At 69.4% G+C, this 22,790-nt stretch carries 23 protein-coding genes and 1 pseudogene; 8 read left to right on the top strand and 16 right to left on the bottom strand.

All coding sequences use genetic code 11. From position 1 onward, the window contains the following. Positions 1-38 precede the first annotated feature (38 nt). From ACIOJD_RS31070 to ACIOJD_RS31055, 4 genes are all read left to right on the top strand, one after another. Positions 39-1,376 carry a jacalin-like lectin gene (locus ACIOJD_RS31070; protein ID WP_401919736.1) on the top strand — a complete coding sequence of 446 codons (1,338 nt, stop codon included), beginning with the start codon at positions 39-41 and terminating at the stop codon, positions 1,374-1,376. 401 nt (positions 1,377-1,777) lie between these two features. Continuing rightward, on the top strand, positions 1,778-2,278 hold the full coding sequence (locus ACIOJD_RS31065) for a lamin tail domain-containing protein (protein WP_401919464.1): 501 nt from the start codon (positions 1,778-1,780) through the stop codon (positions 2,276-2,278). 238 nt (positions 2,279-2,516) lie between these two features. Further along, positions 2,517-3,341: an alpha/beta fold hydrolase gene (locus tag ACIOJD_RS31060; RefSeq protein WP_401919463.1), complete on the top strand. Its 825-nt coding sequence runs from the start codon at positions 2,517-2,519 to the stop codon at positions 3,339-3,341. Between the two features lie 107 nt (positions 3,342-3,448). Next, complete coding sequence (locus tag ACIOJD_RS31055; RefSeq protein WP_401919461.1) at positions 3,449-3,850, top strand: DUF6221 family protein; 402 nt, start codon at positions 3,449-3,451, stop codon at positions 3,848-3,850. 179 nt (positions 3,851-4,029) lie between these two features. Here the strand turns inward: ACIOJD_RS31055 and ACIOJD_RS31050 are convergent. Further along, positions 4,030-4,266 (bottom strand): annotated as a pseudogene (locus ACIOJD_RS31050) (hypothetical protein); the annotation flags it as partial. 617 nt (positions 4,267-4,883) lie between these two features. On the opposite strand from ACIOJD_RS31050, the gene ACIOJD_RS31045 reads away from it, so the two are divergent. Beyond that, on the top strand, positions 4,884-4,961 hold the full coding sequence (locus ACIOJD_RS31045) for a 50S ribosomal protein bL37 (RefSeq protein ID WP_372486533.1): 78 nt from the start codon (positions 4,884-4,886) through the stop codon (positions 4,959-4,961). Between the two features lie 144 nt (positions 4,962-5,105). Here the strand turns inward: ACIOJD_RS31045 and ACIOJD_RS31040 are convergent, their stop codons facing one another. From ACIOJD_RS31040 to ACIOJD_RS31025, 4 genes are all read right to left on the bottom strand, one after another. After that, a complete protein-coding gene (locus tag ACIOJD_RS31040; RefSeq protein ID WP_401919460.1) occupies positions 5,106-5,693 on the bottom strand; it encodes a nitrile hydratase subunit alpha in 588 nt (195 codons plus the stop codon). Further along, positions 5,690-6,073, bottom strand: a complete 384-nt coding sequence (locus ACIOJD_RS31035) for an SH3-like domain-containing protein (protein ID WP_401919459.1) — start codon at positions 6,071-6,073, stop codon at positions 5,690-5,692. Before ACIOJD_RS31035 ends, ACIOJD_RS31040 begins: the two co-directional genes overlap by 4 nt. Beyond that, positions 6,070-6,381, bottom strand: coding sequence for a hypothetical protein (locus tag ACIOJD_RS31030; protein WP_401919458.1), 312 nt, complete (start codon positions 6,379-6,381; stop codon positions 6,070-6,072). Before ACIOJD_RS31030 ends, ACIOJD_RS31035 begins: the two co-directional genes overlap by 4 nt. Before the next feature lie 308 nt (positions 6,382-6,689). Beyond that, positions 6,690-9,809 carry a glycoside hydrolase family 2 TIM barrel-domain containing protein gene (locus ACIOJD_RS31025; RefSeq protein ID WP_401919457.1) on the bottom strand — a complete coding sequence of 1,040 codons (3,120 nt, stop codon included), beginning with the start codon at positions 9,807-9,809 and terminating at the stop codon, positions 6,690-6,692. A 217-nt stretch (positions 9,810-10,026) separates the two neighbouring features. On the opposite strand from ACIOJD_RS31025, the gene ACIOJD_RS31020 reads away from it, so the two are divergent. Then, positions 10,027-10,611 (top strand): hypothetical protein, encoded by a 585-nt coding sequence (locus ACIOJD_RS31020; protein WP_401919456.1) that lies wholly within the window; start codon positions 10,027-10,029, stop codon positions 10,609-10,611. A 75-nt stretch (positions 10,612-10,686) separates the two neighbouring features. Here ACIOJD_RS31020 and ACIOJD_RS31015 read toward each other — a convergent pair whose 3' ends face one another. The 7 genes from ACIOJD_RS31015 to ACIOJD_RS30985 all read right to left on the bottom strand — a co-directional run bounded on the left by ACIOJD_RS31015 (position 10,687) and on the right by ACIOJD_RS30985 (position 17,251). Beyond that, entirely contained in the window at positions 10,687-12,456 is a 1,770-nt protein-coding gene (locus ACIOJD_RS31015) for a nucleotidyltransferase family protein (RefSeq protein WP_401919454.1), read from the bottom strand. A gap of 36 nt (positions 12,457-12,492) precedes the next feature. Next, positions 12,493-13,698 carry a hypothetical protein gene (locus ACIOJD_RS31010; protein ID WP_401919453.1) on the bottom strand — a complete coding sequence of 402 codons (1,206 nt, stop codon included), beginning with the start codon at positions 13,696-13,698 and terminating at the stop codon, positions 12,493-12,495. 7 nt (positions 13,699-13,705) lie between these two features. Next, positions 13,706-15,325 carry a hypothetical protein gene (locus ACIOJD_RS31005; RefSeq protein WP_401919451.1) on the bottom strand — a complete coding sequence of 540 codons (1,620 nt, stop codon included), beginning with the start codon at positions 15,323-15,325 and terminating at the stop codon, positions 13,706-13,708. Positions 15,326-15,684: 359 nt separating this feature from the next. Further along, positions 15,685-16,395, bottom strand: a complete 711-nt coding sequence (locus ACIOJD_RS31000; protein WP_401919450.1) for an HAD family hydrolase — start codon at positions 16,393-16,395, stop codon at positions 15,685-15,687. A gap of 95 nt (positions 16,396-16,490) precedes the next feature. Beyond that, entirely contained in the window at positions 16,491-16,673 is a 183-nt protein-coding gene (locus ACIOJD_RS30995) for a hypothetical protein (protein ID WP_401919448.1), read from the bottom strand. 136 nt (positions 16,674-16,809) lie between these two features. Next, entirely contained in the window at positions 16,810-16,992 is a 183-nt protein-coding gene (locus ACIOJD_RS30990) for a CsbD family protein (protein ID WP_401919446.1), read from the bottom strand. A 103-nt stretch (positions 16,993-17,095) separates the two neighbouring features. Further along, complete coding sequence (locus tag ACIOJD_RS30985) at positions 17,096-17,251, bottom strand: hypothetical protein (RefSeq protein ID WP_401919445.1); 156 nt, start codon at positions 17,249-17,251, stop codon at positions 17,096-17,098. A gap of 183 nt (positions 17,252-17,434) precedes the next feature. On the opposite strand from ACIOJD_RS30985, the gene ACIOJD_RS30980 reads away from it, so the two are divergent. Next, positions 17,435-17,983, top strand: coding sequence for a hypothetical protein (locus ACIOJD_RS30980; RefSeq protein WP_401919444.1), 549 nt, complete (start codon positions 17,435-17,437; stop codon positions 17,981-17,983). Then, positions 17,896-18,117: a hypothetical protein gene (locus ACIOJD_RS30975; protein ID WP_401919443.1), complete on the top strand. Its 222-nt coding sequence runs from the start codon at positions 17,896-17,898 to the stop codon at positions 18,115-18,117. Before ACIOJD_RS30980 ends, ACIOJD_RS30975 begins: the two co-directional genes overlap by 88 nt. 65 nt (positions 18,118-18,182) lie before the next feature. On the opposite strand, the gene ACIOJD_RS30970 is transcribed toward ACIOJD_RS30975, so the two are convergent. From ACIOJD_RS30970 to pabB, 4 genes are all read right to left on the bottom strand, one after another. Next, the gene (locus tag ACIOJD_RS30970; RefSeq protein WP_401919442.1) at positions 18,183-18,701 is read right to left on the bottom strand and encodes a DUF1203 domain-containing protein; all 519 of its coding nucleotides are present in this window, start codon (positions 18,699-18,701) and stop codon (positions 18,183-18,185) included. 139 nt (positions 18,702-18,840) lie between these two features. Continuing rightward, positions 18,841-19,212, bottom strand: coding sequence for a hypothetical protein (locus ACIOJD_RS30965; RefSeq protein ID WP_401919441.1), 372 nt, complete (start codon positions 19,210-19,212; stop codon positions 18,841-18,843). A 91-nt stretch (positions 19,213-19,303) separates the two neighbouring features. Further along, positions 19,304-19,960, bottom strand: a complete 657-nt coding sequence (locus tag ACIOJD_RS30960; protein ID WP_401919439.1) for a maleylpyruvate isomerase N-terminal domain-containing protein — start codon at positions 19,958-19,960, stop codon at positions 19,304-19,306. A gap of 115 nt (positions 19,961-20,075) precedes the next feature. Beyond that, positions 20,076-22,304 carry an aminodeoxychorismate synthase component I gene (pabB, locus tag ACIOJD_RS30955; RefSeq protein ID WP_401919438.1) on the bottom strand — a complete coding sequence of 743 codons (2,229 nt, stop codon included), beginning with the start codon at positions 22,302-22,304 and terminating at the stop codon, positions 20,076-20,078. Positions 22,305-22,790 lie beyond the last annotated feature (486 nt).

Genomic DNA, 22,790 nt, shown 5'->3' with positions numbered 1-22,790 from the left:
AGTGATCTCTCGCGATGCGAACCCCCACACGAACCCCGATACGAAGACTGACCGGCCTCCTCGCCGCCGGAACGCTCGCGCTCACCGGCCTCGCCACCACCGGCGCCGCACCCGCCTCCGCCGAGGCCGCCGCGACCGCCGCCGCCGAATCCGGCTCGTTCAATGTCCTTACGTACAACATCGCCGGACTCCCGCTCGGCCTCGGCGACGGCAACCCCGAGGTCAACACCCCGCTCATCGGGCAGCGACTGGGCTCGTACGACATCATCAACGTCCAGGAGGACTTCAACTACCACGCCTCGCTCTACGCCAACGACACCCACCCGTACCGCACGGCCACCAGCGGCGGCGCCGGATTCGGCGACGGCCTCAACACCCTGTCGGACTACGCCTTCGACGACTTCGAGCGGGGCGACTGGAGGGACTGCACCAACGCCGACTGCCTCACCCCGAAGGGCTTCTCGCTCGCCCGCGTGCGGATCGCCGAAGGTGTCTTCGTGGATCTGTACAACGTCCACACCAACGCCGACACCACGGACGCCGCACTGGCCGCCCGCCGGGCCAACATCGAGCAGCTGTCGGACTTCATCCAGGCGTACAGCGGCGGCAACGCGGTCATCGTGATGGGCGACACGAACACCCGCTACACCCGCACGGGCGACAACATCCGCACCCTCACGAGCGAGAACGGCCTCACCGACGCCTGGGTGCGGCTGGTCAGGGGCGGCTCGGCGCCGGCCGCCGGCAGCGACGCGCTGGTCTGTGACCAGACGGCCCCCACCAACACCTGCGAGGTCGTCGACAAAGTCCTCTACCGCGGCGGCCCGTTGGTGAACCTCGACGCCACCCGCTACAACAACGAGTGGCGTTCCTTCCTGGACTCCAGCGGCGAACACCTCTCCGACCACTACCCCCACACCGTCGACTTCACCTGGTCGCTGCCCGCGAACCGCCGTGCCGGCGACACCTTCGGCGGCCCGCACGGCGCCGCCTTCAACGACGGCGACGACCTTCCCGCCACCCCGGCGCCCCGCACCCTCACGCTGCGTGGCGGCTCCCGGCTCGACGGCCTCTCCCTCACCCTCGACGGCGGTACGGTCCTCGGCCACGGCGGCACGGGCGGCACGGCCACCTCGCTCACCCTGGCCTCCGGCGAGCATCTGACCTCGGTCAAGCTGACGAGAGGCCAGAAGGACGGGCGGACCCGGATCTTCTCCGCCGCGTTCACGACGGACGCGGGGCGCACTCTGGCGGCCGGCGGCGCCACCTCGGACGCGGTCACCCACACCGCGCCGGCCGGCTGGCAGATCGTCGGCTTCACCGGCCGCTCGGGCGACGAGATCGACAAGCTCGGGGTCATCTACGCGCCGAAGTAGTCGTCGCTACGCGCCAGTAGCCGTCGTCCTGGTCGAACGATGGGGCCGAGGAGATTCGAACGCGGCAGGAGACGGCGGGCGTCCACCGTTATCCGAGGCGGGTCGGCCAGGACGTCGGCGCGAGCGGAGTACGCGGGTGGGGCCATGCGTCCGGTAAGCGGTTGCCGGGTTCCGGTGACCGGGTCGGTGTCCCGTACAGGGGTGTCGCCGTACGGCCACCGACGGATGCTTACGTTCATCAGATGATGGTTACGGACATGTCCGTGTTCGGTAACTCGGTCTCGTTCGCCCGGTGATGGGCACGGAAGCGGGCCAAGGTTGTGGCCTCGGCATCCCGCCGGGGAAAACCTGTTTCGCGCACCGGCTCCGATCGGAACCGGTGCGCTTATGGAGGGGACACCATGTCTGCTTCTCGTACCGCTCGCCGTCTTGTCGCCGGCCTGCTGGCATCCGGCGCCCTGATCGGCGCGGCAGCCCTGCCGGCCTCGGCGGACGATGGCCACGGCCACCGCCCGCAGGCCCCGCGTTCGTCGGTCGCCCTGGGCGAGATCCAGTACGACAGCCCCGGCAGGGAGGACCACTCCAACCGCAGCCTGAACGCGGAATGGGTGGAGGTCGTCAACACCGGTCGCGGCGCTGTCGAACTGAGGGGCTGGACACTCTCCGACAGCGACGGCAACCGCTACCGCTTCAAGAACCTGCGGCTGGCCGGACACTCCACCGTCCGCGTCCACACCGGACACGGCCGTGACACCCGCCGAGACGTCTACCAGGACCGCCGCGAGTACGTCTGGGGCAACAAGGGAGACCGTGCCACGCTCCGCAACGAGCACGGCCGCACCGTCGACTCCGAGTCCTGGGGCCGCCACCACGGCGACCGCGATCACGGTGGCCGCCACTGACCCGTGCTGACCTGACACCCTCTGTCCCGGGCGCGACCGGGACAGAGGGTGTCACCGCATCACACGGCGTGCCACGGCCTGTCAGCCGTGGCACGCCGTGCTCGTTGGCGGGAGAAGGCGGCGGACGGCGACAATCCTCCGGTGAACAGATCCGCGAGGGGGCGCGCTGGATATCCTGCCCTTACGGACCCGAACCCCGCGACGCCAGGCCCCTGATGCCAGGCAGAGGAGCCCGACCATGCCGCCCGAGTCGTTCATCCGCCTTGGCGAACGCCGCTTCGCCTACCTGGACTTCGGCGGCCCCGGTCCTGTCCTGCTCGCTCTGCACGGCCACTTCGGTCGTGCCCGGATCTTCGCTCCGCTGGCCGAGGCCCTGGCCGGGCGATACCGCGTTGTCGCGCTCGACCAGAGAGCTCACGGACTCTCGGACAAGGGCGGCGACCTCACCGCCGAGACGTATGTCGCCGACGCGGCCGACCTGCTGCGCGCGCTCCGGCTCGGCCCGGCGGCCGTGCTGGGACACTCGATGGGAGGCACCATCGCCCACATCCTCGCCCGGCGCCACCCCGAACTCATTACCGCACTCGTCGTCGCCGATATGACCGTGCTCAACCAGGAACCCGAGACACACCCCGTGCTCGACGTCACGTCCTGGCCCCGACGGGCCGCCTCCCCGGAAGAACTCGAAGGCGCCATTCACGCCCGGGGAATCCCGGACGCCGGCTACTTCATGGACAGCGCCGCCGAGTTCACCGACGGGTGGGGTCTGCTCTTCGACACCGCCGACATGATGGCCTCCCAACGCGCCCTGACCGGAGACTTCTCCGCGCAGTGGGCCGCTTCCCGACAGCCGGCCCTGCTTCTGCGTGCCGCCGAGAGTTTCATCCTCACCGCCGCCACGGCCCGCCGGATGGCGCTCATGCGGCCGGGCACCGAGCTGACGGAACTTCCCGCTTGCGGGCACTGGCTCTACCGGGACGACCCGGACGGATTCGCCCGCGCGGTCGGCTCATTCCTGGACCGGACCCTCGCGCCCGCGACTCGCCGCAGCCCTGCCCGATGACGCGGCCGTCGCGTACGGCATCCTCTGCTGGACGAGTGGAACCGGCCCGCGGCGATGGGATCGACCTGCCGGCCCGGGACCCGTGACGACAGAGGAACCGGAACCTGATGACTGACCACAACGCTGACCTCGTGGCCTTCGTACGGGCACGTCTTGACGAGGAGGAACAGATCGCCCGAGCTGCCGGGGGAGACTCCTGGCGATGCCCGCCCGAGCTGCCGGGCGAAGTCCACGACCGTACCGGCGGCGTCTCCTTCAGCGTGCGGACGCAGGGCTACGACGGGCACATCGCCCGTCAGGACCCCGCGAACACGCTGCGCCGCATCGAGACGACCAGGGTCCTTCTCGACGAGTACGAGGAGGTGTCCGACCTGGACACCGACCGTCCGGTACACGACTTCCCGTCCGGCCGCGCCGTCGGCCTCGGCTTCGTCGTGCGGCAGATGGCCGCCGAACACGCCGGTCACTCCGGCTACCAGGTGAAGTGGTTGCCCAGATTCGCGCGATGACGCGAGCGCCGGTCCCGTACTCCCGTCGGCTCCCCGTCCCCTCTCGGGGGCGGGGAGCCGACGGGGCGGGAGCCCCCGCAAGCCCCCGCCACGACAGCACGGCTAGGCGCGGTGCCAGGGCACGCGAGCCCGGCAAGATCCAAACGAAAGACCCTAGGGGGGAACACCTGCTCCGCGGCTCCCGGGGACAGGAGATGGCTCCCCGACAGCACGCCCAGCCGCTCGTGGGCGGTACGGGCGGCCTCCCGCATGATCCAGGCCGGGGCACGGACATAGGTCTTGACGAAGTCGTAGTCGAGCGCGACCGCCCGATCCAGGGAGCGCCGTACGCCGTCCCGGGTCCGGTGGGCCCGGCCCATGCTGTACGCGACCCGGCTGCCGTCGATCAGCTCGCCGGTGGCGGACAGCCGGGGCCCGGTCGGAGGGAACCGCCCGCACCAGCTTCCGGGGGCGCCCGCCGATCGGCATCACCCACAGGGCGTTGAGCGCGGTGAACGCGACCGACCGCCCGTCCGGGGAGAGCGCCGGAAGATGAATACCCCGCACCGGGCGGGCAGCGGTCGAGTCGAAGTCGTACGTCTTGCGCGCGAAGCGCGGTTCGGGCACGCGCAGCGAAGCGGAGAAGGGAATCTCCCGCACCTCGGACGACGACTTCTCTCCCGGACGCCGGGCCCGTAACCGGCCGTCCGCGAGGTAGGGGAGCGTGCCGTCGGGAGTCCAGCACGGCGGCAGCGGGGAGACGTCCTCGCCATCGGTGACGGGCACGCCGTCCAGCAGCAGCGTGACGCTCGGCGCCTTCGCGGCCTGCACGAACGTATGTGACGACCCCCGTGTCATACCCGGGCTTTGGCGGCGTGAGGTGCTTCACAGGGCGGCGTGAGGTGCTTCACACGGAGGGATGGCGTGCGGGGCGCGGGGTACGCGGTCCCGGGATCGGGGGGACACGATCCCGGATCGCCGGATGGGACACCGGTGTGAAAGGGTGGAAACGCAGTGAAAAGCATCACCGGAAATCCCTGGAACAGGAGGCGGCATGTCGTCGAAGCGACGTCGTAAGAAGAAGGCACGTCGTAAGAACGGAGCCAACCACGGTCGTCGTCCTCAGTCCTGATCTGAGGACCGGGCCGGACTGATCCGACCCGACCGGGCCCTGCCCACGGTCTCCCCGAACGCGGCGCGCTGTCGCGCGCGGACGCGGGGAGACCGTGGATGCCGGTAGGCGGCGGGGGAGCCGTTGAGCGGACGCCGAGCAGGATCAGACGGCCGCCGTCCCGATCAACCCGGCTCGTGTGACCAGACCGCGCAGCTCTTCCTCCCCGAGATGCCCGCTGTCCGCCGGCCGCCGGGGAAGCACCATGTAGCGGGCCTCCGCACTGGCGTCCCACACCCGGATGCGCACATCGGGGCCGGGCAGGTACCCGAACTCGGCCAGTACGGCGCGGGGTTCACGTACCACCCGGGCGCGGTAGGAGTCGCTGCGGTACCAGCTCGGTGACGGGCCGAGCAGCAGCATCGGATAGCACGAACACAGCGTGCACACCACCACGTTGTGGGTGTCCTCGGTGTTCTCCACCACCCTCAGGTGTTCGTCGTCGGCGAGCAGCCCGTCCAGCCCCGCGGCCCGGAGCGCCTCCTGCGGCCGGCCGACGAGCAGTTCCCGGAAGTCCGGGTCGCACCACGCACGGGCCACCAGCCGCGCCCCGTTGAACGGGGTCGCCTTGGAAAGGTGTTCCTCCAGGATCGCGTCCAACTGCGCGTCGGTGACCAGCCCCGCCTTCACCAGCGTCGTCTCCAGTCGCCGGACCCTGGCCGCCACCGGCAGATCGACGTGCTCTCCGCTCACGCTCTCTCCTTCTTCTCGTCGTGGGACTTCTTCTCGTCGTGGGACGCCACGCCGTCGGACCGGGACGACCGGAAAGCCTCCACGTGCTCCCCGGCCGGCTCCAGATAGCACTCCCACAGATCGCACAGCACCTCGTGGTCGGGTGCGTCCGGCAGTCGCCACAGCGCGTGCGAGGCGAAGGCGACGGTGTACACACGCAGTTGCCGCACGGGTGCGGCGTTCAGGACGATGTCGTCCGGCAGCGGCGCGGGCGGCTGGATCACCCGTACGCGGCCGGTGTGGCCGCGCAGGTAGGCCGGCATCCGGGTGTGGTGGGGCGGCGCCCCGGTCCGGACCCGGACATGTTGTCCGATCCGGAAGGCGCCCGCCGAACCGGTCATCCGGCTTCCAGCAGCCCGCGCTCCCGGAGAATCCTCTCGATGCCCATCACCACGCGCTCGTAATAGGAGGCAGCCAGGAATTCGTGGGGCGCCGCCCGTTCCTCGGCGTCGCGTAACTCCGAGGCCGAGCAGACCCCGTTGATCCCCAGAGCGATGACCAGTGCCCAGATACGGGCCTGCCAGTCGGCTTCCCAGACGGTCCGGCCGTCCGGCCCGTACGCCTGCGCCACCGGTGTCACCGATGCCTCGTCGATTCCGGTCAGCGGGCCGAACCCCTGGACGCCGCCGATGTCGTTCAACCGGGTCATGTCTACTCCTGCCGAGTCATGGGCATTCCTCCTCGTTCGCCGCCCGTGGGGCCTGGCGACCGTCGGTGATCACATGCTGTCCGCGCGGCTCCGGTGCGTACATCACGGTCCGGACCGTGCTCTCCTCACGGAAGAGACCGAAGTGTGCTCGGCGCGCGTACCGAAGTGTGGACCGGCGGGCCCAGGGCGTTGTCTGCGGGACACGCCCTGAGGCCCTCTCGTCGGGATCGGGCCGGGCCCGTTCCGACGGGATCGGAAGACGTACGGGCAAGGAGTCCGGGCTCGGAGACGTACGAGGGAAGCAGCCGTCAGGCGTCCGGCACCGTGAGCGTGGTGATGCGCTGGGCGCCCTCGGCGGAGCCTGGGTGAGCGCTCGTCAGGTCCAGCCGGAGCCGCGAGCCCGTGACACGGTCGAAGGTGATCACACTCGGTGCGCTGGAGGCGCTGGCCCAGATGACGCGCTGGTTCCGTACGGCGACGAATCGGTCCTCGTCCCAGTAGGAGACCCGCACCGAGGCGGGCAGGGTGTGGGTCGCGTCGACGGTGAAGGAGACCTCGGCCGTGTCGAAGGTACGAGGGCCCGCCCAGGTGACCGATACCCAGTCGGCGGGCCGGGCGCCGTCGAAGGCGGGAAGCAGGGCGGTGGCGGTTTTGACGTAGGCGTTCGACCAGCCGGTCCCGGGGTCGCCGTCGAGCATGGCGGCGGGCAGGGTGTCCGGTGCCCCGGAGTAACTGGCGTCGGCCCGGGGGTGGTCCGGCGAGCCGGCGCCCGGATCGGGGGCGACGGGCACGGGCCGGACCGTCGACGGTCCGTGCACCGGGGTGGCGCGGACAGTGGTGGTGGCGGGGCGCAGCCCGTCCACGGTCGCGGTGAGTGTGATGACCCCGGGGACGGTGCCGGAACGGACGACGGCCAGGGCCTTGCCGTGAAAGGCGGTCCGGGTGCTTGCCCGGTACCGCTCGTCGCTCTCCTGGCGCCCGTTGTCCAGACCGGCCAGCGAGCCGCCGGTGACGTCGAAGGCGATGAGGTGGTCGGCGCCGGGCACCAGGACACCGCGCGCGTCGATGACCTCGGCGGTGATGAAGCGCAGCGCCCGGCCGTCGGCGTCCACGGTGGTGCGGTCCGGGGTGAGGCGCACGGTGTGGGCCGGGCCGGCGGTGCGCAGCACGTCGGTGGCCACCGCCCGCCCGCCGCGCCGGGCCACCGCCTTCAGCACGCCTGGTGCGAAGGGGACCTGCCAGGTCAGATGCAGTTTGCCGGCGCTGCCGTTGGGACTGGTGTAACTGCCGGGATAGGGGCCGGACGTCACGGTCTTGTCGTCGCCGGTCGCCTCGGTGGTCTCCAGGTAGGTCCGGCCGTCGGTGGTCCTCTTGGTGTCGAATCTCCGTACGCCCAGGGACTTTCCGTCGAGGAACAGCTCCACGGTGTCCACGTTGGAGTACGCCCAGACCTCGACGGTCTCGCCGCGCCGGTGGTCGGTCCAGTTCATCGGCACCAGATGCACCATCGGCTCGCTCGTCCACTGGCTCCGGAACAGGTAGTACATGTCCTTGGGGAAGCCGGCCGTGTCCACCGCGCCGAAGAACGACGCCTTCACCGGGAACACGTCGTACGGCGTGGGCTCACCGATGTAGTCGATGCCCGTCCAGAGGAACTGCCCGGTGAAGAACCGCCGGTCGCGGTCCTTCTTGAGCGCGTACTCGCCGCTCATCGTCCAGCGGGCGAGGTTGTTGTCGTACGAGGAGGTCTCGCGCTTGCCGGGGGTGTGGTTCTCACCGGTGTTGAGGCTGCCGGGCTCCTGGTACGCCCCGCGGGTCGCGGTGGCGGCGGAAGACTCGGACTCGAAGAGGAACAGCTGCGGGTGGCGCGCGTGCAGCGCGTCCACCGAGGCGGCCGTGTTGTAGTTCAGGCCCAGGCCGTCGAGTTTCCTCAGCATCAGGTCCGCAGGTGAGCCCGCGGCGGGCAGGGCGCGGTACTTGTCCGAACCGATGACGACCGGACGGCTGGGGTCGAGCGCGCGGACGCCGTCGATGAGGCGCTGCGCCGTGGCCAGTCCGGCGGTGCTCGTGGAGTCGGGGATCTCGTTGCCGATGGACCACATCACGACGGCGGGGGAGTTGCGCGCGGCCCGGACCATCTCGGCGATGTCCGCGTCGCTGTGGGCGTCGAAGAACCGGGCGTAGTCGTAGGTGGTCTTACGGGTCTGCCAGCAGTCGAAGGCCTCCACGACCATGAGGATGCCGAGCCGCTCACAGGCCTGGATCATCTCGGGTGAGGGCGGGTTGTGCGAGGCCCGGAAGGCGTTGACGCCCATCGATTTCATGAGGGTCAGCTGGCGCAGCAGGGCGTCCATGTGGACGGCGGAACCCAGTGTGCCCAGGTCGTGGTGGAGGTTGACGCCCTGGAGTTTGGCGTACTCGCCGTTGAGGGACAGCCCGCCCGTGGGATCGATGTCGATGTACCGGATGCCGAAGGTGGCGCGGCAGGTGTCCACGATCGTGCCGCCGGACCGTAACTCGGTGTCCAGGCCGTACAGGCGCGGGCTGTCGAGGGACCACAGCGAGGGCCGGACGACGGTCATCTCCAGGGTCGCCGTGCGGGGCGCCGTCGTCGGGACGGAGACATCCGCACTCGCCCGCGCCACGACCCGGCCGTGCGGGTCGCGGACCCTGGTGACGACCGTGACCGGCCGGGCGCCGCCGGATTCGTTCACGACCTCCACCTGTGCGCGTACGGTGGCCCGGCCCTCGCCGATGGTCGTGGCGAGGCCGGGCGTGGTCACGTACGTCCCCCAACGCCGCAGGTGCACCGGGTCCGTGACGACCAGCCGGGCGTGCCGGTAGATCCCGCTGCCGGAGTACCAGCGGCTGCTGGGCAGCCGGTTGCGCACCTCGACGGCGATGACGTCGACGGTGGTCCCGTCGGTGTGCAGCAGGTCGGTGAGGTCGAAGGCGAACCCGGTGTAGCCGTAAGGGTGGTTGCCGACGAGCGTGCCGTTGCAGTACACGTTCGCATCCATGTAGACGCCGTCGAACTCGACGGAGATCCGCCGGTCGGCGAGTGTGGGCGGCAGTGTGAACGAGGTGCGGTACCAGCCGAGGCCGCCGGGGAAGAAGCCGGTGCCGGAGGTGGTGCCGGGACCGCTGGTCGGGGTCAGCTCGATACTCCAGTCGTGCGGGATCCGGACCGGCCGCCAGCCGGAGTCGTCGTATCCGGGATCCGCCGCGTCGGCGTAGGCGCCGGTCGGATCGGTGACGCCCGCCGGATCGACGAGCGCGAACCGCCAGCCGTCGGTCAGTTCGACGGTTCTGCCCGAGGTGGCACGGGGGCGCTCGGCCGACGCGGCGCCCGCGGTTCCAGGAGCGAGCGAGCCGGCCAGTGGGGCGGCGGTGCCGGCGATCAGGAACGACCTGCGGTTGACCGTCATCGCGATCCTCCTCGTTGAGGCACGCACGCGGATGCCGGGCCTGGCGCGCACCATAAGTGACCAGTAACGAACAGAACTCACCAGAGCCATCGGATTCTCGCAGGGCAGCGCCGACAGCGGTCAAGAGCTGTGCGCGAGGTTTCCCATGCGAGAGGAAGGGCCTGTCGTGATCGTCCGGGATCGGACATGACAGGGTGACTCCCGAATAATTTCTGGCATGAACACGGGGGAACAGATGCGCCGCACGGGTCTGGCTCTGGCCACAGCCCTGCTCATCACCGTGGGCACCGCAGCGTGCTCCACGGACACCACCACCGGCCGCCCCGGCTCGGGGGCCACGGGCACCCGGAGTCCCGAAGCGCCCGCTCCGGTGAGCGTCGGCACCACCATCACCAAGGATCTGGGGAAGGACCTTGGAGACGGGTCGAAATTCGCCTACACGGTGAAGCGTGTGATCGATCCCGCCGAGCCGACGGCGAAGTCCCAGGATCAGCTCAAGCCCGGAACCCGCTGGGTCGGGGTCGAGCTCAGCTTCTCCAACGTCGGCTCGACCTTCGTCGAGGAATCACCCTGGCGGACACAGCTCCTGCCCTCAGGAGACGGCGAACCACTCCAGGCCACCGCCTGGCTCGACCACGAGATCGTCGACGGCCCCGCCGTACCCTATTTCATGAAGTTGCGGCCCGGTCAGAGCGCCGAGGGCTTCTTCGTGTTCGAGCTTCCCGAGCACACGAAATTCGACCGGGTGCAGTACACCCTCCTCGGGAACGAAGGCGTCAAGCTGCGATGGACGGTGAACTGACCGCTGTGACCGGGGCGTTGCCGGTTGACGGGCATCAGTGCGTCGACGTCCGTCGACCGGCCGCCACCGTGTTGTTCATCGAAGGCGGGCCCTGCCGAAATAGGCCGGATTACGAATGGCGTTCCGCCCGCCGGACCACTGGAGCACGGATCGCTTCTCCTGTCCGGGCGGGCCGCTCTCGTACACCACCACATCGAACCCGAACCACTCTCCCTCCCCGAGTCCCGGGAAGAGTTCACTCTTCGGCAGCCGCGCCGACACGCGATATCCGGCGTCCGAGAATTCGGCCGTGGCCGAGGAGTCGGCGACCAGCTCCGTGCCTGCCCGGTCGAACCCCGCGTAGTGCCGTACGACCGCTGGACCGGGCAGGTCGGCGGCCTTCGGCACGAGAAAGTAGCTTCTGATCCGGCCGCTGCCCAGCGGATACTCGAACAGGAGCTGCACCGAGTCCTGTGCGAAGTAGAAGCCGTTCACCTTGTCGAACACCTGGGTCAGGTCCTTGACGCTCGCACAGACCCGGAGATGGGTCTCGGAGTGCTCGAAGGCGAGCACCGCGCTGAACTCCTCGTCACTGGTGGGACGGACTCCGTAGGTGACGTGGGTGCGGAAGAACTGCCATGCGGGGGCCGCCGAGGCTCCGCTCAGCTCGATCCTGGCTGCCGTTTCCGCTCCCGCACTCGCTCCTACGGCCGGGCCGCCGCCGCGAGGTATCTCGATCCTGCCGCCTGCCTCCTCCACGCGCTGCATACGCTTGAACCGGCGCTCGTCCACCTGCGGGTCGAACAGACGCTCCCGGAATGTGCTGGCTCCGTCCAGGAATTCCCATACGTCATCGAGGACGGCTTCCGGGGAACCCGAAAGGAACCGCGGCGGTTCCAGCAGCGGCTCGGGAACCACCTCCGGATAGAGGCGGCTGAGGTGTACGAGGGCGAAATAGACCTGATCGCCCGCGCGGAGCGCGTCGGCACGCTCGTACAGAGTGCGCCAGACCGTGGGATCGGGCAGGGCCAGAAACATCTGGCGCAGGTCGCAGAAGGAGATGAGAAGGGCCGACGACGCCTTTCCCTCGGGCGAGGCGACGTAAATGTCCTTCCACAGATGGGCCGCGCTGTAGATCGCGGCGTCGACCGGGTCGAGGCACCGGGCTCGTGCGGAGGGAAGCCGCCAGGGTGCGGCTCGCCGCAGAAAGCAACTGTTGTCCGCGTGAGGAAAGTTGGGATCGAAACCGGGACCGTGCAGTTCGACGGCGAAGACCGTCGTGCAATCCCCGTCGACGCGCAGGAACGGCGCCGCGTGCCGCCCCGTGGCGATGGCTCCCGTGATACGTCCCTCGGGAAGCGGGCGCAGAGTGCCCTCGGACGGGTCGTAGGTGGACTGCGAATACCCCAGCGAGAGCAGGGCGTTGCCGTAGTCGTCCAGCTGGTCCGCGGCGATGAGCAGGTCGATGTCACCGAAAGCCCTGTCCGCCGGCTTCGGATAGTAGGCCGTCGCCCAGGCCGGTCCCTTCAGCACCAGGGGCTCCAGCCCATGGCCGTTGAGGCCTTTCATCAGGGCCTCGAATTCTCCCCGGAGCGCCGCCATGGTCCGCCGCTTCTCGCGCGTCGCGTGCGCGACGGCCAGGACGAGAGCCTCCGGCACGTCGTGGCCCAGCTCCCGCATCCCGGCCAGGCTCGTCTCCACCAGGAGCGGCACCTTGTGACGTACGGCTTCCGCGGCGGCCAAGCCCCCGTCGAAATCGGCGCGTCGGACCATCCGCGCCAGCAACTCCCCGTCGCGCTCGGTGAGCGGCGCACCGGATGCTCGGAGGAGGAACTCCGCAAGCCACTCGGGAGAACCTTCGTTCATACGCATTCGCCTCTTTCGGTGTGAGCCCCGGTGACGCTACGGGGAGCCCCGGCGGACGCTTTCTCCGGACAGAAGCCGTTCCATCACGCCCACCGGGTCGGATCCGCTCGGTCCGAACGTCAATTCGCAGGCCGCGGGGTCGCTTTCCAGCAGTGACTCCGCCGTGGCCGACGCGAGCGAGCGGAATTCGTCCGTGGACATGAACGGCAGCCAGTCCGGCAGTGGAGGATCATCGACCAGGGTGTGCAGAACCCGTTCCCGCGTTTCCTGTCGCGGCAGCACACGTGCGGCCGCGACCGTGCGTCGTGCGTCGAAGGACGGGAAAACGATCAGATCGAGCGGCGCGCTACGACACAGCGGGCTTCGTCCCCAGATCCGCTCGAGTACCGGAAAGTAGAACTCCTCCTTTCCTCCGTTGAACACAGGGGAGCGCATATAGTCGCCGGTTCGCTCCTCGCGCTCCAGGGCATCGTGCAGCGTCCTGTTGTCGTCCACCGTGCCGCGCGCCACGCGGGTAATGTGCGGAAAGGCGATCATCTCCCAGGCACCGTGCGGAGTTCGCAGTGCGAACGACAGGTCATTGGAAACCTGTCGGGCGCCACGGCTCATGAATCGGCACAGCAGGGTGGACTTTCCGCTCCCTTTGTGCCCCATGAGCAACAGGCCTCGCCCCCGGAAAGCGCAACCGGCCGCATGTATCTGGCCTGCGCCCGCCTGTCGCAACGTCACGCGCAGCGGATATTTGAGCACGTGCTCAGTGTGCGAGACATCGTAGGCGTTGTCCGGGCGCACATAGCGCATCGTGCGCTCATCGCGGGAGAACACCGTCAGGCCGGAGAACGGGCGGCGGTGTACCACGACGGACCGGCCGGCGCAGAAGTCGTAGCGGTCCGAGGAGAAGTCTCCCGGCCAGCGGCGGATAGGAACCGGCGGTATTCCGGCCGCCGTGAAAACCTTCAGCAGACGTTCCACCGTCGCCGCATAGTCGGGCAGCCGGTAGCTGTGAACGGTCCAGTGGTGGTCGGCTCCGTGGTCCGCCAAGGTGCCGTTCTCGATATCGCAGTACGGACCGAGAATGGTCCGGGCGACCCGTAGGCCCTGCTGGATGTCCGACCAGAACCGGACCCCTTGCCCTGCGAGCGTGAGCACCATGCGATGCGCCAGGGGATACGGAGGTCCGGTGAGCTGCCTGACGTGGCTGTTGATGTCGCTGATCTCGCATACCTCTCGATCGGACGTCACTGTGACATCAGGCCGATGACACGGGGCCGCAGGACGCCAGTACGGACTCGGCCACGTCGACGAACCCGGTCAGAACGGCTCGGGCGCAGCTCAGGACGAGTGCCTGAGTTCCGGTGTCGCCGTCCGTGGTCGTACCGTGTGCGGTCGTCCCGCCGGTCGCCCCCGCTCTCTGTCCCGCGCCCAGTGCGCGAAGCCTCATGAGCTGTCCGGACTCCTTGAGCCGTCCGAGCCCCGTCTCCCAATCCGCCCGGCTCCGACAGGACGTGAGGTCGTGTAGGGAAGCGAGCAGGGTGGCCCGCTCGGCTTCCTGGAGAGGGGCGCACAGGTCCTCGATCCAGGTGGTCGACGTGGCCGGACCGGCGGCCGTCGCAGGCGAGGGCGTCCGCTGCTTGCGACGGCTCGACAGGTAGTGGAGGTGGCCGCGCAGAGCCGGGAGACGCAGGGCCGCCTCGTACTCGGCCGTGACCTCGTGGACCACGACGAACCGGCCACGCCAGGGGAAGCGGTCCGGATCGGCGAATCCGACGAAGTCGAACATCCCTCCGTGGACCGCCGTGAGATGTCCGTACGCGAGGTCCACCGCGTCCGCCGGCAGCGAGCCGAGCGCCTCGGCCATCCGTTCCGACCGGACTTCGAGCGCGGATGCGAGGAACCAGCCCGCCAGCGTGGTGACATATTCGGCCGCGGACCGCCGCTCGTCCGGTTCACCGAATACGCCTGTACGCAGAAAATCCGTGAATGCCTCGTGCAGCTCCCGCACATGAGCGTGGACGGTCTCCCGGACCCGGGGGTCGCGATCCCAGATCCAGGCCACCACCTGGCCGTGCACCAGCAGCGAGTAGAGCTCCAACGTCGCGATTCCAGGCGTCTCTCGCTCCCGTGTGTAATGCGCCGGGAGTGCTTCCTGTGATCCTCTGTGCCACACGTCGACCTCGGGCGGATGCCGCCGCTCCGAGGCGATGGCCGCGTACGCGGGCTTGAGGTTCTTGACCGGCGGAAACCAGTTCAGAACCGTGGCGTGGACATAGTCGTGTGAACCGAACAGGATCAGTTTCCCGAGGCATTCGAGGATGCGCAGCAGACTCGCCACGGCCTGAGGACCGCTGTCTCTCGCCATTGCCAGTAATCGGCGGTCGAAGACGATGACCGGACGAATGACCTGCCAGCCGAGGCCCACGGAGTCGTCCTTGTACTGGATGGACAGCGCGTACCGGAAACGAAATCCACCGACCCGGTACGACGAGATCGCCTCCAGCCGCACCGTGTCCCGGACCTCCTCCGCCTCATAGACGTGGATGCGTTCGTTGACGCCGGTCGCGGCGAAAGTGTCAACCGGGATACTGTCCGGCAGGAAGATCGGAGCCGACAGGTAAAGGGCGCGCTTGCACGTGCTGTTGCGGAGGAAAAGCTCTTGGGTGTCCGTGCCCGAGATCGCCGTCCATGCCTCGTGGTAAGGAGAGACCGCCTGAAGTTCCTCCATCAGGAGTCCTTCGACGGAGACATGCGACGGAATACGCATGGCGTCGATGATGTCGCTGTCGGAGGCGTCCGGATCAATGACCCAGCGGGCCAGATCGATCTGCCGTGATCGCAGGCCCTCGTTCAATAACGGTACGGGTAAACCCATGTGCGCCCTCCGGCCGACAGCGGTCAGGGCATCCAACGCGTTCAAGGCATCCAACGCCAAGAATTTATCGAATGTGATTATGCAGCAGCGGGGCGCGGGCGCGCAACGGTACTGACACGCCATGTGCTCTTCGGACAAGTCCGGTTGACCCGTGGACGCTGGTCACGGGTTTGGTCGATACCGGTCAGCTGTTGTGTATGTTCCGCATGGTGCTTCTGATTGCTCGTCGCCACAAGATCGGGCGGTCGACCAGATCTTGGCCATCTGACATTCGATCAATTCCGTACGCTCGATCATCGATCGCCATGTGCCTTGTTCACGCGAGGATGTCCACGCGAGGATGTCCACGCGGCAGATACCTAAATGCCGCCCCACGCAACGCCGGCCGTCCATGCGCGCGGGCCGAGCAGCTCCACGACCTCGCGCGGGTCCCGGGCCGTCCGGGCGAGAGGCTGTCGTGCATCGGCCGGAGCGCCCCATCCATCGGGCGGGGAACCCCAGGAGGCATGGATGCCCAGTGCTCCGGCTGCCTCGGCGCACCTGAGATCCACCTCGGCGTCACCGACATAGACGGCTTCGCCCGCCGCGACGCCCAGCTGTACACAACAGCGATTCAGCCCTTCGGGAGCGGGCTTGGGGGCTCGTACTTCGTCGCCCCCGACGACGCAGGTGAAGTACCCTGCCAGGCCCGTCGTCGCCAGCATGAGCGTCGCGGCACGGCGGGTGGCGCTGGTGAAAACGCCGAGGGCCCGGCCCTCGCGGCCGAGAGCGTCCAGCATCTCCACCACGCCGGGGAACGGTGCCACCCCGGCTGTGGTCACGGCCAGGCGGCCATAGAAGCACTCCATGTCGTCGGGCGAGACCGCCCGGCCCAGAAAGTGCTCCAGGACCACGGAAGTGGACCCCGTGTGCCAGACGGCCATGACCTCGGACGGCGGGATCTCGCCTCCTCCCAGGACGCGAATCGTGTCGGTGTAGGCCTGGGGAACCGATCTCATGGTGTCGATCAGTGTTCCGTCGAGATCGAAGACGACGGCTCGGTGGCCGTGCGGGTACGTCGGCGTCGGCATGGCTGCTTTCTGACGGGAGGGTCACCGCGGTGTGGCGGTGCCCCGGAGAGCGTCGAGCGTACATGTCAAGCTTGCGCAGGGCCGCCGATGCCCGCCTACGGGAAGAGCACGATCCCGACGAGGGCCACCAGGACGAAGGCTATGACGATGGCGCAGGCGATCCAGAGCCGACTGTGCGCCACGGGTGCCCTTGGGCCTCCTCCGCGGGGGCGGTCCTCCGGGAGAAGCGGGTGCTCGGGCCGGTCGTGCGAGTAGAAGTCGGTATCGATGTTGACCATGAGAACCCCCTTCGAGGTCCCACTCGTCCCCCGCGGGGCCAGGGCAGGCCCCTATGACACCACCTTCCCTTAAACGGGGCATATACACATAAAAGCGCACCCCCTGCTCGGGTGAGCGGGAGGTGCGCCGCCTGGTTCAGTCGTCGAGGGAGTCCTTCATGCCCTGGGCGCGGTCTTTCGCGTCACCCATGGCGCCCTTCGCGCCGCCCTTGGCCTGGTCGGTCTTGCCCTCGGTTTCCTTGCGCTTGTCGCCGGTGAGCTTTCCGACGGCCTCCTTGGCCTTGCCCTTCATCTTGTCCATGGCGCTGTTGTCATCCATTGCGGCTCCTCGAATGGTGCTGGTGGGTATGAGCCCAACGTAGGACGAATCCGAGCGAGTCGCCCGATATGGACGGAAGGGAGTGCGGGGCGGCCCTGGGCGCTTACCGGCGGGATTTCCAGCTCGCCCAGGCGAGGCAGGCGAGGACCGCGGCGACGGCGAAATCATCGATGCTGCCGGTGCCCTCTCTCGCCGAGGCGACGGCACCGACGGCGAGCGCCGCGAAGAGCACGGCGAGGACGGTCCAGAACTTTCTCACGGCAACCCCCAAACTTTCTCACGGCAACCCCCCAGACGCTGCGGACGCCAGCCTAGCGGCCAGGGCCTGTCCGGCGGATCTTCGCCGGCCCGCGCCCGTTCACGCCGACGGCCGCGATCGCCCGGCCCGCCATGGGCGTTGCCGGGGTTGCCGGCGTTGACGAGGCGGGAAAGGGGGCAGCTCATGACCGCGGGGGATCCGCAAAGCCGCATTCCCGCGTACACGGGCGTGGAACGCTTCGTCGACGCGTTCGACAAACTGGTGGTGCAGCCGCGGCGCAGCCGCAGCAGAGTGCCGGTCGTCCTGCTCAGCGAGCCGGGCGGAGGCGACGCGGGACGCCTGATCGTGGCGGGGCTCCGCTCCCGTGAGGTCTGCCGAACCGTACGGAAGGAGCCGAGAACCGCCGTGGTGTGGTCGGCGCGGGCCAGCCAGTTGCAGCTGTTCCTGGCCGAGATCGCCCGGCTCTCCGGCGACTGTCCGCAGATCAGTGTGCTCGGTGGTGACGATGTCACCAACACCATGACGGAGGAGCAGCGCCTCTGGGACGAGTTCAAGGGACTCACCCTCTTCTACGTCGCCCACGGCTACGCCCCCGCGCAGGCGGCGGACGTGACGGCCGACTGGACCGCACCCTGCTGCAGGGCGTGCTCTACCAGGGCCTGGGCGACGGGGGCTTCGACGGCGTCACCGGCCGCATCGACGCCCATGGCGTCGCGGGCGGGGGACGGCTGACGGAGGACAAACTGCTCGCGGTGTTGCGGGGCGGCGACGGCGAACCGGTGACCGAGCTGCTGTGCGGCACGGTGGCGCGCGGCCACCGGCGCACGACCTGGGGCGCGAACGGCGAGAAACACGCCTGCCCGTAACCACCCCCACCACCCCACCGCGCCACGCGCCCGCCACGGGGCGGGGGCCTGGCACCGGCACGGTTCTACGGTCGCCGGACCTCGAACTGGAAGCAGCCGTACTCCAGAGCCCGCACATGCACCAGCGCCACCTCCGCCTCGGCGAAGGCTTCCCCGAGGACCCGGTCGAACCCGGCCTCGGCGTTGTCCGGGATCTCGAAGAAACGGCCCCCGACGATATGTCCCCGCGCGTTGTAGCGGCGGATGGTGCGCAGCGCTCCAGGCCGGGCGAAGGGGTAGCCCTGGGCTTCCCGCGGCCCCTCGCATGCGTCGGCGTGGATGAAGACCGGCCCCGCTTCGTCGTAGGCCCCCGGCGCGGCCCCCGTCGCCGTCGCCCAGCGGCGCAACGGCGCGTAGGAGACGAGCGCGACCCGCTCGCCCGGAACGATGGCCCGCAGACAGCAGCGCAGCGGGCTGCCCACGCAATCGAGGGGTACGCCGTCCTCGCGCGCGGTGTACGGCCTCGACGGCCGGCCGGTGTCGTCGACGTTCCGGAGTTCCCCGAGCGCGGAAGGAGGGATGGGGAGAGGTGTGTACATGGTCATGAGCCCAGTGTCGGAGCCCCGCCCCGTGGCCGGCTGGCGGAATTCAGACGTGCAGGTCGACGGCGCCGCCGCGGTGCCCGCCGTCGGGCAGACGTCGGGCCCCGGCGCGGGACCGACGCGCCGGGGCCCGACGACAGGATCAGGACGTGGGCGACAGGGCGAGCCGCGCCTTGTGGCCGGAGACCGACTTCACCCAGATCCTGAGGTTGTTGAGCTGGACGGTGCCTCCCGGACTGCTGCTGCCGCTCAGGTGCGCTCCGCCCGTGGTGGTGGCCGCCAGCTTCACGGACCGTGAGCTGATGTGCGTGATCTTCAACGTCCCGAAGCCGAACCGCTTGCTGTCGACCTTGACGCTCCTGGGCTTCGACACGGTGATGTCGCACCGCCCGTCGTAGCAGGGCCCCTGGCCGGCGCCGTACGCCACCGGCGTCGTCAGGCCGAACCCCAGTGCGCCCGCCATGGTCAGCGTCACGGCAGTCGTCGCGGCTCGCCGGCGCATACCCGTACTCATCAATTGAACCTCCTGTTTCAAGGGGGATTCCCGCTCGGCATTTCTAACCCGCCGGTTCAGGGACCCCTCCCGAGAAGAGGCAACCGCAGGATCAACCGAGGAAGAGCGGGAACCGCGATGCTTGCTCGCCCAGTTCGGCCTTTTCCACGTCGGTCGGGGCACGCCGTCCGGTGCCGACGAGCAGGGCGTCCGCGTCGGAGAACGACGCGGGGAACGCGGTACCGGCGATCTTCTCCAGCATCTCGCGGGACCGGGCGAGCCCCTCAGCCGGCGGTCCCGCCACATTCCGGAGGTGCGCGACCAGGTCGAGGTGGTGCAGCGTCCACTCCAGGACATATACGGAGAGGTAGTCGACCACGGTGAGGACCTCATCGCGGGTGCCGACCCGCAGGCCCGGGTCGGCGAGTTCGGCGGCGCGGCCGGCGGCGGAGCCGACATCGTCGAGGTGGAACTTGAGCAGCCGAGGCTCCTCGTACGCGGCGGCCAGCCGGACGGTCAGCGCGTCGAGCGGGTCGTCGCCGGTCGGCGGGGTTTCGGCGACCTCCCAGTACGTCACCGCGTCGCGGGTCGGTTCCGTGCCGGCGGGGGTCACGAGGGTGATCAGGACGTCCTGGGCATCGATGACCAGATGGCACACCAGGTCTCGCACGAGCCAACCGGTACAGCCGGACGGCCTCGCGAAGTCCTCGTCCGGGAGCTCGGCGACCGCTGTGCGCAACGCCGTCCAGGAGCGCGAGAAGAGATCCATGTCGGCAAGGTAATGCGGTGCCGCGACGGCGGACAACCGCATACGGACGGTCGGTTCGCGTCGGGGGCCGCCCCCACCGGGGCGTTCGGTGGGGGATCCGGTGCGGAGCGGGGCGTCATCGAACCGGCTCCTCCACGGGCGGAGCGACCACGGGGGCAGCGGGCCGCGTCGAGGTCTCCGGGACCGCGTGGGCCCGGTAGGCACGCATGGGTGCGGCGGTCTTCAGCAGCATCTCGTCGTACTCCGCCGCCGGATCGGAACCGAGGACGACGGCGCCGCCCGCCCCGAGACGCATCCGGCCGCCGCTGAACACGGCCGTGCCGATGGCGATGTTGAGATCCGCTGCGCCGTTGCAGCTCAGATAGCCGAGGGCACCGCAGTGGACGCCACGGGCCACGGTCTCCAGCGAGTCGATGATCTCCAGCGTCCGCGCCTTCGGCGCTCCGGTCATCGAGCCGCCGGGGAAGCAGGCGCGTACGCAGTCCACCGCGTCCGCGTCCGCCCGGAGCCGCCCCTGGACAGTGGAGACCAGCTGGTGCACGGTCGCGCGGGTCTCGGTCGCCATCAGCCGGGGCACCCGTACGGTCCCGGTCCCGCAGACCCGGCCCAGGTCGTTGCGGAGCAGGTCGACGATCATCAGGTTCTCGGCCCGGGTCTTCTCGTCGTCGGCGAGCGACGCGCGCGACAGGGCATCCTCCTGCGGCAGTTCACCGCGCGGCGCGGTGCCCTTGATGGGCTCGGCCTCGGCGGCGCCGTCCCGGGAGATCCGCAGAAACCGCTCGGGGGACGTGCACGCCACATCGACCTCCCGGAACTTCAGATAGGCCGCGTACGGTGCCGTGTTGTGACGGCGCAACGTCCGGTAGAAGTCGTACGAGTCGCCCGGCGCCGGAAGCACGGCGGTGTTGGTGAGGCAGATCCCGTAGCTGACGCCGACGCGCAACTCCCGCTGGCAGGCCTCGATGTCCGCGATGTAGGCCGTACGGTCCCGGACCAGCCACGGTTCGGCGGCGTCCAGGACCACGGCGGCCGGAGGCGCGGCCGGCGCGGGGGCCGACGGCACACAGCTCAGGTTGACCACCGCGTTGTCGAGCCACTCGGTTGCCCCGCGCAGCCCGTTCGGGGTGTCCTCGGCCAGGCAGACGGCGTACGTGGTGTTCTCCTGGTGGTCGATCGCCACCAGCCGGTCGGCGAAGAGCCAACAGGCGTCGGGGGTGTCGGCGCGGTGGCGGTTCGGGGAGCCGCAGTCGGCCTTGAGTTCGTACCCGAAGTAGCCGACATAGCCGCCGGTGAAGTCGAAGGGCAGCTCGGGGGCGTCCACTCTGCGCACCGCCAACTGCCGCTTGAGATAGTCGAATACGCTGCCACGGACAGGGAGAAGCGGCTGTCCGGTCCGTTCGACCTCGGTCCAGCCCGCCTGGACGTCGTAGCGTACGAACTCGGACAGCGGGCCCGTGCCGTCACCGAAGAAGGAGAAGCGGGACTGCCCCTCCTCGATCCGGGAACCGTCCAGCCAGAAGGCGCGGGGCGCGTCGGCGCTCATCCGGGTGAAGGCCGCCTCGGGGTCCACGGCGGTGTCGATCATTCTGGTGTGCAGCCTGTACCCGCCGCCCGGCGCGGCGGCCGGCACGGCGTGGGGCGGAACGGCGATGGCGGGAAAGGCGGTTGGGCCGGGAGCGGCCGGGCCGGTTTCCCCGGCACGCAGGGCCGCCGTGGTCCGGCGCCACACGTCCCGGCGACGGGCCGGCGTCCCGCTCGGCCGGGGCCAGGCCGTCGTCAGGTCGTGAAAGTTCGCGAGCAGTCGGTGGCCGAACTCCGTGGTTACGGATTCGGGATGGAACTGCACGCCCCACAGCGGACGCGTCCGGTGCCGCAGCCCCATCAGTACGCCGTCCTCGGCCCAGGCGGTCGCCTCCAGGGTGGGCGGCAGGGGTTCCCGTACGCACAGCGAGTGGTAGCGGACCGCCGTGAAGCCCTGGGGGAGTCCACGGAACAGCCCCTGGCCGTTGTGTCCGATCGTGGACAGATGCCCGTGCCGGGGGCGGGGCGCCGAGTCCACCAGGGCCCGCTCACCGATCGCGATGCCCTGATGCCCGAGGCTCACACCGAGTACCGGGATGCCGGACCTGGCCAGCAGCCCCGTGCCGATGCCGAAGTCGCGCGCCGTGCCGGGGTGTCCGGGCCCGGGGGACACCACGACACTGTCGAACGCCCACAGATCCAGCTCCTCCAGGGCCGGGGCGTCGTTGAGCATCACCACCGGCTCCTCGCCGTTCACTTCGGCGAGCAGGTGAAACAGGTTGTACGTGGACGAGTCGTAATTATCGATGAGCAGAGTCCTCACCCGGCCCACCTCCCTTTCGTCTTTCCGGCGCTTAAGGGCCGGTCGTCGAACGGCCCGTCGCCTGTGCCGCCCGGCAGCGCCCGGAGCGGCCGGTGCAGCCATTTCTTGAGGAACGACGCCGCAGGCGCGGCATGAGTACCCGCCTGACCGCCGCCGTCACGGCCGGACAGAGAACCAGGTCCCTGACGAGGGCGTGGAGACTTCCGAGCCAGAAGATCATCGTCTTCCCGGGCGAACCGGTCCCCGTGGGCCGCCCACCGCGTACGGGCGGCGGAATCCTCCCAGAGCCGAGCCGGACGTCCTTGGATACGTGAATGCCGCACCACTCGTTCAGCTGTCGCGGGAAGATTTCCGCGAATCCCCCACAGCCGGTCCGGCTCCACCGCCCCGGCCTGTGAGAAGGCCACGAAAGGGCCGCTCACGCAGGACTTCCGAGGCGGGGCAGGGCGGTCGCCCGGCCGGTCCCCGGGCGCGCGTGTCACATTT

This window comes from Streptomyces sp. NPDC088116 (assembly GCF_044741745.1).
Lineage (GTDB): Bacteria > Actinomycetota > Actinomycetes > Streptomycetales > Streptomycetaceae > Streptomyces.
The sequence above is the reverse complement of the archived record's forward strand: the minus strand, read 5'-3'. Positions and strand labels throughout refer to the sequence as shown.